This is a genomic window from Marixanthomonas spongiae (genome assembly GCF_003095375.1).
GTDB lineage: Bacteria > Bacteroidota > Bacteroidia > Flavobacteriales > Flavobacteriaceae > Marixanthomonas > Marixanthomonas spongiae.
In genome coordinates this window covers 343,655-356,959 of sequence record NZ_QEHR01000001.1, presented here as the reverse complement: position 1 = coordinate 356,959, position 13,305 = coordinate 343,655, and the positions used below count along the sequence as shown (strand labels likewise).

General features: G+C 41.6%; 15 protein-coding genes. 13 read left to right on the top strand and 2 right to left on the bottom strand.

The window, feature by feature from the left end:
• Positions 1-24 precede the first annotated feature (24 nt).
• The 13 genes from DDV96_RS01760 (at position 25) to tsaB (ending at position 11,673) form a co-directional block, all read left to right on the top strand.
• Entirely contained in the window at positions 25-1,005 is a 981-nt protein-coding gene (locus DDV96_RS01760) for a cytochrome c oxidase subunit 3 (protein ID WP_116693009.1), read from the top strand.
• A gap of 19 nt (positions 1,006-1,024) precedes the next feature.
• The gene (locus DDV96_RS01755) at positions 1,025-1,411 is read left to right on the top strand and encodes a cytochrome C oxidase subunit IV family protein (RefSeq protein WP_116693008.1); all 387 of its coding nucleotides are present in this window, start codon (positions 1,025-1,027) and stop codon (positions 1,409-1,411) included.
• A 138-nt stretch (positions 1,412-1,549) separates the two neighbouring features.
• Positions 1,550-2,209, top strand: a complete 660-nt coding sequence (locus tag DDV96_RS01750) for a hypothetical protein (RefSeq protein ID WP_116693007.1) — start codon at positions 1,550-1,552, stop codon at positions 2,207-2,209.
• 30 nt (positions 2,210-2,239) lie between these two features.
• Positions 2,240-2,932 (top strand): SCO family protein, encoded by a 693-nt coding sequence (locus DDV96_RS01745; RefSeq protein WP_116693006.1) that lies wholly within the window; start codon positions 2,240-2,242, stop codon positions 2,930-2,932.
• 6 nt (positions 2,933-2,938) lie between these two features.
• A complete protein-coding gene (locus tag DDV96_RS01740; RefSeq protein WP_394340096.1) occupies positions 2,939-3,475 on the top strand; it encodes a DUF420 domain-containing protein in 537 nt (178 codons plus the stop codon).
• 4 nt (positions 3,476-3,479) lie between these two features.
• Positions 3,480-3,710 (top strand): hypothetical protein, encoded by a 231-nt coding sequence (locus tag DDV96_RS01735; RefSeq protein ID WP_116693005.1) that lies wholly within the window; start codon positions 3,480-3,482, stop codon positions 3,708-3,710.
• 145 nt (positions 3,711-3,855) lie between these two features.
• Positions 3,856-4,578, top strand: coding sequence for an ABC transporter ATP-binding protein (locus DDV96_RS01730; RefSeq protein WP_116693004.1), 723 nt, complete (start codon positions 3,856-3,858; stop codon positions 4,576-4,578).
• Positions 4,571-5,815 (top strand): ABC transporter permease, encoded by a 1,245-nt coding sequence (locus DDV96_RS01725; protein ID WP_116693003.1) that lies wholly within the window; start codon positions 4,571-4,573, stop codon positions 5,813-5,815. Before DDV96_RS01730 ends, DDV96_RS01725 begins: the two co-directional genes overlap by 8 nt.
• A 1-nt stretch (position 5,816) precedes the next feature.
• On the top strand, positions 5,817-7,082 hold the full coding sequence (locus DDV96_RS01720; RefSeq protein WP_116693193.1) for an ABC transporter permease: 1,266 nt from the start codon (positions 5,817-5,819) through the stop codon (positions 7,080-7,082).
• A gap of 45 nt (positions 7,083-7,127) precedes the next feature.
• A complete protein-coding gene (locus DDV96_RS01715; protein WP_116693002.1) occupies positions 7,128-8,291 on the top strand; it encodes an efflux RND transporter periplasmic adaptor subunit in 1,164 nt (387 codons plus the stop codon).
• A 76-nt stretch (positions 8,292-8,367) separates the two neighbouring features.
• Positions 8,368-9,702, top strand: a complete 1,335-nt coding sequence (locus tag DDV96_RS01710) for a TolC family protein (RefSeq protein WP_116693192.1) — start codon at positions 8,368-8,370, stop codon at positions 9,700-9,702.
• Positions 9,703-9,704: 2 nt separating this feature from the next.
• Positions 9,705-10,982: an efflux RND transporter periplasmic adaptor subunit gene (locus DDV96_RS01705; RefSeq protein WP_116693001.1), complete on the top strand. Its 1,278-nt coding sequence runs from the start codon at positions 9,705-9,707 to the stop codon at positions 10,980-10,982.
• Position 10,983: 1 nt separating this feature from the next.
• On the top strand, positions 10,984-11,673 hold the full coding sequence (gene tsaB / locus DDV96_RS01700; RefSeq protein ID WP_116693000.1) for a tRNA (adenosine(37)-N6)-threonylcarbamoyltransferase complex dimerization subunit type 1 TsaB: 690 nt from the start codon (positions 10,984-10,986) through the stop codon (positions 11,671-11,673).
• A 13-nt stretch (positions 11,674-11,686) separates the two neighbouring features.
• Here the strand turns inward: tsaB and DDV96_RS01695 are convergent, their stop codons facing one another.
• Both DDV96_RS01695 and DDV96_RS01690 read right to left on the bottom strand, forming a co-directional pair.
• Complete coding sequence (locus tag DDV96_RS01695) at positions 11,687-12,427, bottom strand: hypothetical protein (RefSeq protein WP_116692999.1); 741 nt, start codon at positions 12,425-12,427, stop codon at positions 11,687-11,689.
• Between the two features lie 18 nt (positions 12,428-12,445).
• Positions 12,446-13,300: a mechanosensitive ion channel family protein gene (locus DDV96_RS01690; protein WP_116692998.1), complete on the bottom strand. Its 855-nt coding sequence runs from the start codon at positions 13,298-13,300 to the stop codon at positions 12,446-12,448.
• Positions 13,301-13,305: the final 5 nt, after the last annotated feature.

Genomic DNA, 13,305 nt, shown 5'->3' with positions numbered 1-13,305 from the left:
CTATTTTTAAACCAAATTCTTTGTATGGAAGCTACCGTTGTTGAAACAGGTACCGAAGGAAAAACTTGGGGTGGAGGTCACCGGCCTTTGAAAGCCAGTTATGGCAAAATGATGATGTGGTTCTTTATTGTCTCTGATTCGCTTACCTTTTCAGGATTTCTTGCCGCTTATGGATTCTCAAGATTCAAATTTATAGACTCATGGCCCATTGCCGATGAGGTGTTCACCCATTTCCCGTTTTTACACGGGGTAGAAGCACCTATGTATTATGTGGCATTTATGACCTTTGTCTTGATTTTTTCTTCCGTAACCATGGTGTTGGCGGTAGATGCTGGCCATAAAATGCAAAAAGGCAAAGTAACGCTGTATATGTTCCTTACAATTTTAGGAGGGATAATTTTTATAGGTTCTCAAGCTTGGGAATGGAAAACCTTCATTAAAGGCGATTATGGTGCTGTAGAGACTAAAGGTGGTAATATATTGCAGTTTTTAAATACCGAAGGCGAACGTGTTGCCTTGGCAGACTTTGCAACCAAACTTCCTGGTGCCATTCAAAGTCAAAGTGAGAGTGAGGGTATTTGGTTTGAAACGGGCACTAGCGCACCCACTTATACTTTCGAAGAGGTAAAAACCGGTTTCATGGCCAACGAAAACCTTTTGGTTAGAACAGGATATTTAAACGAACATGGAGTGCCTACGGTACTTTCCCGGGAAGAGTCTATCGATAAACTTACAAACGAAGGCCTTATGGTGGTCGAAGGGGCCAATTTACGACACAACGAATATGGCCCGCCGTTATTTGCAGATTTTTTCTTCTTTATCACAGGCTTTCACGGTTTTCACGTTTTTACTGGAATACTAATAAATATCATTATTTTCTTCAATGTTATTTTAGGAACCTACGAACGAAGGGGAAGCTACGAAATGGTTGAAAAAGTAGGGCTGTACTGGCACTTTGTAGATTTGGTATGGGTATTTGTATTTACATTCTTTTACCTTGTTTAAAGCGTTAAAAAAATAAAAAATGGCACACGACAATCATAAACTGGCAATATTTAGAGGCGCATGGACCTTTAAAAGCAACCAAAGTAAAATATGGGGCGTTTTTATAGTGCTTTCCATAATAACCATTATTGAAGTTGTTTTAGGAATCATTAGGCCCGAGTTTTTAACTGACAACACCTTTTTGGCCATGCGGCTGCTTAACTGGGTGTTCATCTTGCTAACCATAGTCAAAGCCTATTATATTACGTGGGACTTTATGCACATGCGCGACGAATTACCGGGATTGCGCCGGGCCGTGGTATGGACAGCAGTGTTCCTTATAGCCTATCTTGTGCTGATTTTATTGATAGAAGGTGATTATATTTACGAAGTATATAACAACGGGTACATTAAATTCGACTTTTAAACTGGATGTGTCCCACAAGTTAAAAAGAGCCTGGCGATATGCTGGGCTTTTTGTTTTTATAGAATTAAAAATTAACTTTAAAAGGTTGCCCATAGAGCTTTTAGCCTGTAATTTTGCAGTTCCAAAAAAACCGAGGGAATGAAGCCACAGCCGTTCAAAAAATATATTGTAATCTTTATTTTGTTCGCCCTGCCCATTACGGCGTACGTTTTTTTTGCTTCGGGCGTCAATAACTTTGCAAAATTGCCCACCTTAACGCCGTCGGTGCACGGTCTCGAAAAATTTACATTGCAAGACGGCAGCCCCGTGCAACTTAAGGATAACATTACCGTTTTGGGGTTCTTCGGAAAAAATCCTTTGCAACAGAAAGTGGGCGCTTATAACTTGGCCCACAAAATCTACAAAAAGAACCATGAGTTCAAAGATTTCCAAATTGTTTTTCTGTTACCTGAAGAAGCAGAACAAACTTCGCAAGAGCTGAAACAACGATTAGCTGAAATTGCAGCCACGGACCAATGGAAATTTGCTTTTGGCCCTTCCGAAGAAATAAAAAACGTATTTTCTTCATTAGAGAGCAATTTCAGTTTAGATGAAAATTTGGCCACCCCGTATGTGTTTATCATCGATAAAGACCAAAACTTGCGGGGCAGAAAAGATGATGAAGATGTTGGGGTGCTCTACGGGTATGATTCCCGGGAGATTGCTGAGATCAATAACAAAATGAGCGACGACATTAAAGTAGTGTTGGCAGAATACCGCTTGGCCTTAAAGAAGAACAACGCCAAACGCGAAATTTAAACTAAAGCTGAAACATAAAGAACAATTGTTTTGAAAAAATATTCATACATAGGGATTACCGCCATTATACTCATTTTTGGGATATGGGCCGTGCCAAAAATTATCGACCGGTTAAGTCATGGCGAAGTAGTGAAAAACGATCGCCTGAGCACCAAGAGGCCTATTTCAGGCACTACTGAAACTGCTGAAGGCTCTAAAATGGTTACCATCAATAAAATTCCTGAGTTTACGTTTGTCAATCAGGAAGGCGATACCATTTCAAATGATTATTACAGAGGAAAAGTTTATGTGGTGGAGTTTTTCTTTTCCACTTGCCCCAGCATCTGCCCCATTATGAATGCCAATATGGTAAAGGTAGAAGAGGCTTTTAAAAATGAAGAAGATTTCGGGATTGCTTCCTTTTCCATAGATCCCGAACACGACACGCCTAAGGTATTGAAAGAATACGCCGAAAAGTATGGCGTTGACCATCCCCATTGGAATTTTTTAACGGGCGATAAAAAAGACATTTTAAAGCTTTCCAACGAAGGTTTTAAACTGTATGCCGCCGAAAACCCTGAAGCCGAAGGTGGTTTTGAGCATTCGGGAATGTTTGCACTGGTGGATAAAAATGGTAACGTGCGTTCGCGAATCGACGAAAACGGAAACCCGCTAATCTATTACGATGGGTTGGATGAGAAAAACATACATATGTTAATTGAAGACATTAAAAAACTATTGTAAGTACCTATGGCCAAAATGGTTTCAAATAACCCGAAAAAATACAACGTTTGGATATGGATATTGTCCGTAGCCATTCCCCTCATGGTCGCCATTCTTTTTAGTGTCAAGATTCCAATACCGGGGGTGGAGCGATTGGGTTTTTTACCGCCTATTTATGCAACAATCAACGCTATTACAGCTATTTTGCTGGTACTGGCCGTTATACAAATAAAAAAAGGGAACAAAAAGAACCATGAGCTGATCATGAAAACCTGTATTGGGCTCTCAGCACTATTTTTAGTGATGTACGTAATTTACCATATGACATCGCATTCAACCCCTTACGGCGGTGAAGGGGTGGTAAAATATGTATATTTCTTCATATTGATAACACATATTGTACTGTCGATAACGGTTATCCCTTTTGTGTTGATTACCTTTGTACGGGCATTAACCGGGCAATTTGAAAAACACAAAAAAATAGCAAGGATAACGTTCCCAATATGGTTGTATGTTGCAGTTTCCGGCGTGGTTGTATATGTAATGATTTCTCCTTATTATTAAGTTTATGAAAACCAAATTAATCATCTTCATTCTGTTGTTGTTTTTTGTGAGCCTTCCGGCCGATGCCCAATGTGCTATGTGCCGTGCTGTTTTAGAAAACGAAGATGGAGGTGGAGCAGCCAAAGGCATTAACAATGGTATTGTGTACCTTATGATATTTCCCTACCTGTTAATTGGCGGCATTGGCTACGCAATTTATAGAATGCGTAAAAATGCCAAAGAAACCCAACATTAACATTATCTTCACATTTGGGCGTGTAACAAAAAAGTTTTAAAACAGTCTTACTACATAGACTCCTGCCGGCAAAGCCTGAAAGTCTTAACAAGAATTTTACAAATAATGCCCTTAAAGGTGTTACTTTGTGCTTTATTTTTCCATTATGATAGAAATCAAGGATTTACACAAGTCGTACCGTACCGGTAACAACTCGCTTCACGTTTTAAAAGGAATCAATTTCACGGTTTCTGAAGGCGAAATGGTTTCCATTATGGGGTCTTCGGGGTCAGGCAAATCTACCCTTCTCAATATTTTGGGCATTTTGGATGAGGCCGACGAAGGGACCTATCATTTGGACGGGACCGAAATTAAAAACCTCAATGAACGGGTGGCCGCAAAGTACAGAAACAAGTTCCTTGGTTTTATATTTCAGTCGTTTAACCTTATTAATTACAAATCGGCCCTCGATAATGTTGCTATGCCTTTGTATTATCAAGGGGTAAACCGAAATGTACGCACCGAAAAAGCGATGCATTACCTGGAAAAAGTAGGCTTGGCCAATTGGGCAGATCATTTGCCCAATGAGCTTTCCGGAGGTCAAAAACAACGGGTGGCCATTGCCCGTGCTTTGGCCAGCGACCCTAAGGTGCTGTTGGCCGATGAACCCACTGGGGCGTTGGACACCAAGACCTCTTACGAAGTGATGGAGTTGATTCAAGGCATTAACGATGAAGGCAAGACCATTTTGGTCGTTACCCACGAGGACGATATCGCCCATATGACCAAACGGATCGTAAACCTACAAGATGGAATTATTTTAGATGATTCCGAAGTGAAACAAGTTCGGGCAAAAGACGCCATGAAAAAAGCATTGGCCCATGTTTAACTTAGAGCGCTGGCAAGAAATATTTGAAACCATCCGTAAAAACAAATTACGAACTTTTTTAACGGGGCTTTCCGTAGCTTCGGGTATTTTTATATTGGTCATCCTTCTGGCCATTGGGCAAGGCATGCAAAACGGTATATCATCGGAATTTGAAAACGATGCCGCAAACAGGATATCGGTTTGGGCCAATGTAACTTCAGAAGAATACAAAGGCATGAACCCCGGTCGCAGGATACAGCTGGACAACCAAGATTATGCGTTGGCCGAGGCCAAAAACCGTGATAAACTGGAATACAAATCGGGGGTTTACAGCAATTGGGGGGTAATGACTTCCTACAAAGGTGAAACAGGGTCCTACCGGGTGGAAGGCGTTCGTGGCGATTATCAATTTTTGGAAAATGAATCCCTTGTTGCGGGGCGGTACATTAATCAAAGTGACCTGGAAGGGTATGAAAAGGTAACCGTGTTGGGAAACCGCGTTTATCAAGATCTTTTTAAAGGAAAAAATGCCATAGGAGAGTACCTAACCATGGCGGGAGTGAAATTTAAAATAGTGGGCATCTACACAGATCCAGGGGGTGAACGGGAAGAAACGCGCATGTTTATTCCGTTGACTACCGCGCAACGGGTGTTTAATGCGGGCGACAAGTTGCGTTCGTTGGTTTTTACATTAAAGCCGGAAGAGAATTTTGAAGATGCGGTGGCTGCTTCCGAGGCATTTTCCCAACAACTGGAAAACGATCTTAAAACCCGTCACACTGTGGCCCCGACCGATGAGCGTGCCATTAACGTCAACAACTCCCTTGAAAATGCAAAACGTTTTTACGACCTTATGGATATGATTCGGTGGTTCTTTTGGGGCGTCGGTATTTGTACCATCATTGCAGGTGTAGTGGGCGTGAGCAACATTATGCTCATCATTGTAAAAGAGCGTACCAAGGAAATAGGCATTAGAAAAGCCATTGGTGCCCAGCCGTTGTCGATTATAGGGATGATTTTGCACGAATCGGTCTTTGTAACGGCTATTGCAGGGTTTATCGGACTTATTTTTGGCCTTCTTTTAATAGAATTTGTAGGTCCGTTAATAGAAACCAATTTTATTAGTAATCCATCGGTTGATTTTGGCGTCGCCGTCACCACGGTCATCATTTTGGTGGTTGCAGGAGCTGTTGCCGGATTTTTCCCTGCCTATAGAGCCTCAAACATTAAACCCATAGTAGCATTGCGTGATGAGTAAGATATTCAGTAGGGACAGTTGGAGCGAAATAATACAAGCACTGAGTTCAAATTGGTTCAGAACGCTTTTGACAGCGTTTGGTGTGTTATGGGGCATCTTCATCCTCGTTATCTTATTGGCTGCCGGCAATGGGCTGGAAAATGGCGTAAAGCAAGGATTTAGCGGTATGGCGACCAATTCTATGTTTATGTGGGCGCAAACGGCTTCAAAACCTTACAAAGGGTTGCCAAAGGGCCGCAGGTACAATTTCAAAATAGGCGATGTGGATGCTATAAAACAAAACGTACCCAACTTGCGCTTTGTGTCTCCCAGAAATCAATTGGGTGGTTTTAGGGGCGCCAACAACGTTACCCGCGGATTGAAAACAGGGGCCTATAACGTGTACGGCGATTATCCCGAAATCATCAAACAACAACCTATGGACATAACCTCTGGGCGGTTCATAAACTATGCTGATATTAATGACAAGCGAAAAGTGGCCATCATTGGAGAATCGGTAAAAACAGGCTTGTACGATCCAGGCGAGCAGCCTATTGGCACCTACATTAAGATCAATGGGGTGAATTTTATGGTCATTGGCACTTACAAAAAGAAATCCAACGGTGGCGGAGATGCTGAAGAAGCCCAAAAGGAAATTTATGTACCATTTACCTCATTTTCACAAGCATTTAATATGGGGGAACGCGTGGGCTGGATGGCTATTACCGCACAAGACGGCTCGTCTATTACTAAATTGAAAGACCAAGTGTTCGATGTGGTTAAATCCCGTCATTCCATACATCCAGAAGATGACCGTGCAGTGGGCAGTTTTGATTTATATGAAGAGTACAGCAAAATAAACGGGCTCTTCGTTGCCTTGAATTTTGTCGCCTATTTTGTAGGGATATTGGTGTTGCTTTCAGGGATTATCGGCATCAGCAACATTATGTTGATCGTAGTAAAAGAGCGTACCAAAGAAATTGGCATTCGCCGGGCATTAGGCGCAACGCCTTGGAGCATACGTGCTCAAGTCCTGTTGGAATCGATATTCTTGACCATTATTTCAGGAATGGCCGGTATTGTTTTGGCTTCGGGCGTATTGGCGTTGGTCAATTATTTTATGGAAGGAATGGACACCAGCGACATGATGTTCTTAAACCCATCAGTAAATATTGGGGTGGTCTTGATCGCTTTGTTGATCTTGATCGTTTCCGGATTATTGGCTGGGTTGATCCCTGCACAAAATGCAATAAAAGTAAAACCCGTAGATGCACTGCGGACTGAATAAATAAACGTTTAACCTTTAAAATACCGGTTTCCGCCGGCATTCAAAATGAAAAGAACAGGAACTATAGTAATTCTCGTGGGTATTGTACTGCTATTTTCCGTAGCCATGTTTTGGCTGTGGAAAAAAAATGCAGAAGACCCCATAGTCTATAAAACACAAACTCCAACAACCGATACCATTATTAAAAAAACGGTTGCCACCGGGAGTATCGTCCCCAAAGAAGAAGTATTGATCAAACCGAACATTTCAGGAATTATAGATGAAATTTTCGTGGAGGCAGGAAATATCGTAGAGCGGGGCGATTTAATAGCAAAGGTTAAAGTAGTGCCTAACGTTTCGTCTTTAACCAGCGCAAAAAACAACATCAATGCCGCCCGTACGCAAGTGGAAACGGCCCGATTGGCTTTTGAGAACCAAAAAAGCATCTACGACCGCCAAAAAGAACTGTTTGAAAAAGGTGTTATCTCGGCCAATGAGTTCGATAACGCACAACTGTCCTACAACCAAGCGCAACAACGTTACAAGCAAGAACAGGTAAATTTAACGGGAGCCCGCCAAAATTACGACATCATAAAAACAGGAACCACCAGCGGATTGGGCGCTTCGGCAAATACTGAAATCAAGGCGACGGTTTCAGGAATGGTGCTCGATGTTCCCGTGAAAACAGGAAACCAGGTAATCGAGGCCAATAACTTTAACGACGGTACCACCATTGCCACCTTGGCCGATGTGGAGAAGATGATTTTTGAAGGAAAAGTGGATGAAAGCGAAGTGGGCAAAATCAAGGAAGGGCTTCCGTTGGAAATTACCGTCGGGGCTATCGAAAACCAAAAATTCGATGCTGTGCTGGATTACATTGCCCCTAAAGGGGTGGATGAGAACGGTGCCATTCAGTTTGAAATTAAAGGATCTTTAAAGAAAATTGATACCACAACATTTATACGGGCTGGGCTAAGTGCCAACGCTTCCATTATATTGGCACGTGCCGATAGTGTGATGGCCATTAATGAAGCCTTGGTGCAATACGACCCTAAAACCCAAAAACCTTTTGTAGAAGTGGAAACAGGCGACCAAGAGTTTACACGCAAAGATGTCGAGTTGGGCGTAAGCGATGGCATTAAGGTAGAAGTGTTGAGCGGTGTTGGCAAAGACGACAAAATAAAAGTGTGGAACCAGATAAAACCAGCCAAATCTGCCGGACGCGGATAAGGAAACTAAAATTTTCACAAAGGAAAACGTAACACTTTCAAGAAACTAAAGACACATGTATCAACTACAATCTATTATGAAAAGAATACCGGTTTTAGTATTACTGCTTGCCATGGCATTTACCGCACAAGCCCAAGACAACAAAGAGTGGACCTTGACCGAATGTGTAGCCTATGCGCTAGAAAACAACATATCGATTAAGCAGAGCCAATTGGACGTTGAGGTTACCGATGCCGATAAGCTTCAGGCGATAGGTAATTTTGTACCCAGTTTAAACGGAAGCGCTTCCTATTCAACCAATACGGGTGCTAACATTAACCCAGTGACCAATGCCTTTGAAAATGAAACGTTCTCTTCATTTACCACAGGCTTCAATTCAAGTTTGACTTTGTTTGATGGACTGCGAAATGTACGCGAGCTGCAACGGGCCAAACTTTCAAAATTAGCCAGCCAATATCGCTTGGATAAAATGAAGGACGATATTTCCTTGGCTGTGGCAAATGCGTATTTACAAGTATTGCTCAACAAAGCCAACTTGGAGGTGGCCAGGGCACAAAACGAAGTGACCCTGCAACAAATTGAGCGCACCAATAACTTGGTCGATGCCGGAACTTTGCCAAGAGGCGATCTATTGGAAATACAGGCCACCGACGCTGGCGAAAAACAACGAATAGCCCAAAATGAAAATGCCGTGACCATATCATTGATAAATCTGGCACAGCTATTATTGATTGAGGATTACGCGACTTTCGATATTGCCGATGAAGGCTACAATATTATAGGGGACGAAATTATTGAAAAACCGGTGCAGGAAGTCATCACTGCTGCCGAAGAAAACCGAAACGAGGTTAAAATAGCCCAAAAAAATGTAGAGTTGGCCAAAAAAGACCTTCAAATGGCACGTGGGGCGTATTACCCAACGCTATCGGCATTTTTCAGTTACAACACCCGATACTCCGATAATGATTTTTTAGACAGGGCTTTTACCGACCAATTGTACCAAAACGATGGTATTGGGTATGGTTTACAACTTAATGTGCCTATTTTGAATGGCTTTGCAACCAGAAGTTCTGTAAATAGGAGTAAAATTAACCTGAAACGCAACAAGTATCAATTAGAACAAGCGAAGTTAGACTTGGAGTCTAATGTGTACCAAGCCTACGTTGATGCCAAAGGGGCATTAAAAGCTTATGAAGCGGCGTTGGTTGCATTGGAATCTCAAGAATTGGCCTACGACTATGCAAAAGACCGGTATGATGTAGGCTTAACCAATGCGTTCGATTTTAGCCAATCAAAACTTCGGTACGACAATGCCCGAATAGAAGTAAACCGTGCCAAATACGATTATATTTTTAAACTGAAAGTATTGGAACTGTATTTTGGCATTTCGCCCACCGAACTAAAATTCTAACCATGAAGAAAAAAACCATCATCTGGATCGTTGTCATTGCCGTATTGCTCATTATTTTGTTGATAGTGGGGAAAAAAGCGGGATGGTTTGGTAAATCGGGTAATTATAAACAAGTTGAAATTACCCAAGTAGAACCCATCGATATTACCGAAACCGTTGCCGCCACAGGTAAAATACAACCAGAGGTAGAAGTTAGTTTATCATCTGAAGTTTCCGGGGAAATCATTGAACTTCCAGTAAAAGAAGGTCAACAAGTGGAAAAAGGGGAGTTGTTGGTGAAAATAAACCCCGATTTAATACAATCTGCTCTAAGCCAGTCGCAGGCCAGTTTGCAAAATATGCGGGCGCAACTCTCGCAAGCACAAGCAAGTTTAAAAAACGCTGAAGCAACCTACAACCGAAACAAAACGCTTTTTGAAAAAGGCGTTATCTCAAAATCTGAATGGGATCGGTCCATTGCAGATTACGAAGTAGCCAAAGCCAACAAAGAAGCGGCCTATTACAGTGTGCAAAGCGCTGCGGCCAGTGTAAAACAATCTAGGGATAATTTATCCCGAACTTCAATTTATGCGCCAATGAGCGGCACCATTTCAAAACTGAGCGCCGAATTGGGCGAGCGTGTGGTGGGAACGGCGCAAATGGCCGGTACCGAAATCATGCGCGTGGCCAACTTGAGCAATATGGAGGTTGAAGTAGATGTAAATGAAAACGATATTGTTAAAGTATCCTTGGGCGACTCGACCAATGTGGAAGTAGATGCCTATTTAAAAAGAGAATTTAAAGGTGTGGTGACCGAAATAGCCAACTCGCCAGAAACGGCTTTAAGTGCAGACCAGGTAACCAATTTTAAGGTAAAGGTGCGTATTTTACCAAGCTCGTACGCCGATTTAACCCAAGGTAAACCTGAAAGTTATTCGCCTTTTCGTCCTGGGATGACCGCAACGGTAGATATTATTACCAATAGGAAAAACAATGTAATTGGTGTGCCCATTAGTGCCATTGTGATAAAAAGCGATACGGCCGTAACCAAAAAGAAAAAAATAAAAGAAACAACCACCGAAACCGATCAACGGTTTGAGTGTGTTTTCGTAAAAGATGGGGAGGAGGCAAAATTAAGGGTCGTTTCCACCGGAATTCAAGATGACAGCAACATTGAAATCACCAAAGGCTTGTCCGAAGGCGAAACAATAATAACCGGACCCTACACCACCGTTACACGCTCCTTGAAAAACGGAGATAAAGTTGAAGTGAGCGAAAAAGAAAAACGCAACAAAGAGTAGTATGGCAGCCATATTGTGCATAGAAACAGCAACGACTAATTGTTCGGTAGCGCTTTCGGTAAACGGAAGCGTTGTTGCTTTTAAAGAAGACAATCCAGACGGTTCGCAAAAAGGGTATTCGCATGCCGAAAAACTGCATGGGTATATAGAAGAAGTGTTAAAATCTGGAGATCTTTCCGAAGATAAACTGGATGCTATAGCGGTGAGCAAAGGCCCGGGCTCTTATACGGGGTTAAGGATAGGCGTTTCTGCCGCTAAAGGGTTGTGTTTTGCCTTAGACATCCCTTTAATCTCTATAGCTACTTTACAATCTCTTTCGCTTCAGGTGAAAGAAACGAATGCGTATGTCGTTCCGCTTCTTGATGCACGAAGAATGGAAGTGTATTCGGCGGTGTTTTCTTCTGAAGCCATGCCTAACGACAGGCAGGATAAAATTAGGGAGACAAAAGCAGAAATCTTAACAGAAGATTCCTTTTCAGATTATTTAAAAAAGGGAAAAACCGTATTTATAGGCGATGGGGTTTCAAAGTTTAAAGCAATTTGCCAACATCCCAATGCTGTTTTTGTGGAAGACAAACTTCCTTCAGCAAAACAAATGGCCGAACTTTCAGAAAAAAAGTTCAAAAAAAGCGACTTTGAAGATGTCGCTTATTTTGAACCGTATTATTTAAAGGATTTTATTGCGGGATAAGGTTGCAATGAGTTTACAATAACGAATTGTAATAGGCGATCAATCTAGCCAAATCCCTTTCCTTGTCTGTGTCGAGGTCGTTTTTTTTAACGTAATTTTTAACTTCTTTTTTCTTATCTCCCAATACTTTGTACAAAGCCGATTTTCTCGTAGGCAGTTCTGTAAATTTACCTTTGTTATTGACCAAATAAAAAGTCTCATTTTGTGTAAACTCAGCAGGGCGATCGTTGTCAAAAGTAGTTTTTGCCTTGAAAGGAGGGTGATAGGTAACTTCCATTTTTTTGTAGAGGCTATTGTGTTTACCTTCCCAAACCACCTCAAAATATGAACCGGGCACGCCTTTTTCTGAAATAAAATCGTCACGGTAACGATAATTGCTATCGTAAATTTGCACGGTTAAGTCTGCATTTTTCAACAATGCAGCTTGTGGCTCGGGTGAATTTGATTTAGGGTCTTTCAGCTCTATTTGATCTGAAAGGATATTATATCGCATTGGCACTTGCGTCGCAATTAAACTGTCTTTTTTATACAAGTTGCCAGGTATAAATAATTTGTTTACATAAGGTGAACCTTCAATTCTTTTCAAATCCTCTTGTGATAACCTTTTAATCGAATTGTTAGAAGCATAATCATCTAAATCCCTAGTGTAAAATTCCACGACACTCTCAAAATAGCCTTTGTATTTTTGAGCAAACAAGGGCGAGCCGTTTATAAATAATATAAGTATGAGTATGGATATCTTTTTAAACATCATTCATTGTGATTAAATTAATTACTTTCTTTTTATTTGGAGACTGTCTAAATTGAAGTGATGCACATCGCGTTGTGGAAACGGAATGCTTATTCCAGCGGCCTCCAAGCGTGCTTTTCCTTCTTCAAGGGTGTGCCATTTTATTCCCCAAAAATCTTCGTTTTTGGCCCAATAGCGCAAGGAGAGATTGACCGAACTGTCGCCCAAATCGCCTACAACAATCATCGGTTGTTTATCTTCATCTTGTATAACAGTTTCTTGTTCGTTTACCAAATTAAGCAAAATTTCCTTAGCTTCCTTGATATTATCATCATAACCTATGCCAAAAGTTAATGCGGCCCGTCTAATTCCTTGAGAAGAGTAGTTTACAATGTTGTCGTTAGACAGTTTTCCGTTGGGTACAATCGCTTCTTGGTTGCCAAAAGTCAAGATGCGCGTATTGAAAATAGAAATTTCCTTGACAGTCCCTTCCACACCTTGGGCCGAAATCCAATCGCCAACCCTAAAAGGTTTTATCAATAGAATCAATACCCCTCCGGCAAAATTGGCCAGCGAACCCTGCAAAGCCAAACCAATGGCCAAACCAGCGGCACCAATAACGGCGACCAGCGAGGCAGATTCTACGCCCAATTGCGTAATGACCAGTACAAAAAGCAGTATTTTCAACCCCCAATCGATTAAACTGGCCACAAAGTTTTCAAGGGTTTCGTCGTATTCTTTTTTATCAAAAAACTTGCGTACAAATTTGTTGATGATTTTTATCACCCACAAACCAATGATCAACATGACGATTGCCCCTATCAACGTAGGTAAAAAATCGATCAGTTTTTGTCCGTATTCTTTTGCGTAAGTTTCCCAGTCATTCAATTTGTCCATATACT

Excerpts from the sequence above, each read along its gene's own strand:
- DDV96_RS01760 (WP_116693009.1), top strand. The coding sequence starts at position 25 with ATGGAAGCTACCGTTGTTGAAACAGGTACCGAAGGAAAAACTTGGGGT.
- DDV96_RS01755 (WP_116693008.1), top strand. The coding sequence starts at position 1,025 with ATGGCACACGACAATCATAAACTGGCAATATTTAGAGGCGCATGGACC.
- DDV96_RS01750 (WP_116693007.1), top strand. The coding sequence starts at position 1,550 with ATGAAGCCACAGCCGTTCAAAAAATATATTGTAATCTTTATTTTGTTC.
- DDV96_RS01740 (WP_394340096.1), top strand. The coding sequence starts at position 2,939 with ATGGCCAAAATGGTTTCAAATAACCCGAAAAAATACAACGTTTGGATA.
- DDV96_RS01735 (WP_116693005.1), top strand. The coding sequence starts at position 3,480 with ATGAAAACCAAATTAATCATCTTCATTCTGTTGTTGTTTTTTGTGAGC.
- DDV96_RS01730 (WP_116693004.1), top strand. The coding sequence starts at position 3,856 with ATGATAGAAATCAAGGATTTACACAAGTCGTACCGTACCGGTAACAAC.
- DDV96_RS01725 (WP_116693003.1), top strand. The coding sequence starts at position 4,571 with ATGTTTAACTTAGAGCGCTGGCAAGAAATATTTGAAACCATCCGTAAA.
- DDV96_RS01715 (WP_116693002.1), top strand. The coding sequence starts at position 7,128 with ATGAAAAGAACAGGAACTATAGTAATTCTCGTGGGTATTGTACTGCTA.
- DDV96_RS01710 (WP_116693192.1), top strand. The coding sequence starts at position 8,368 with ATGAAAAGAATACCGGTTTTAGTATTACTGCTTGCCATGGCATTTACC.
- DDV96_RS01705 (WP_116693001.1), top strand. The coding sequence starts at position 9,705 with ATGAAGAAAAAAACCATCATCTGGATCGTTGTCATTGCCGTATTGCTC.
- tsaB (WP_116693000.1), top strand. The coding sequence starts at position 10,984 with ATGGCAGCCATATTGTGCATAGAAACAGCAACGACTAATTGTTCGGTA.
- DDV96_RS01695 (WP_116692999.1), bottom strand. The coding sequence starts at position 12,427 with ATGATGTTTAAAAAGATATCCATACTCATACTTATATTATTTATAAAC.
- DDV96_RS01690 (WP_116692998.1), bottom strand. The coding sequence starts at position 13,300 with ATGGACAAATTGAATGACTGGGAAACTTACGCAAAAGAATACGGACAA.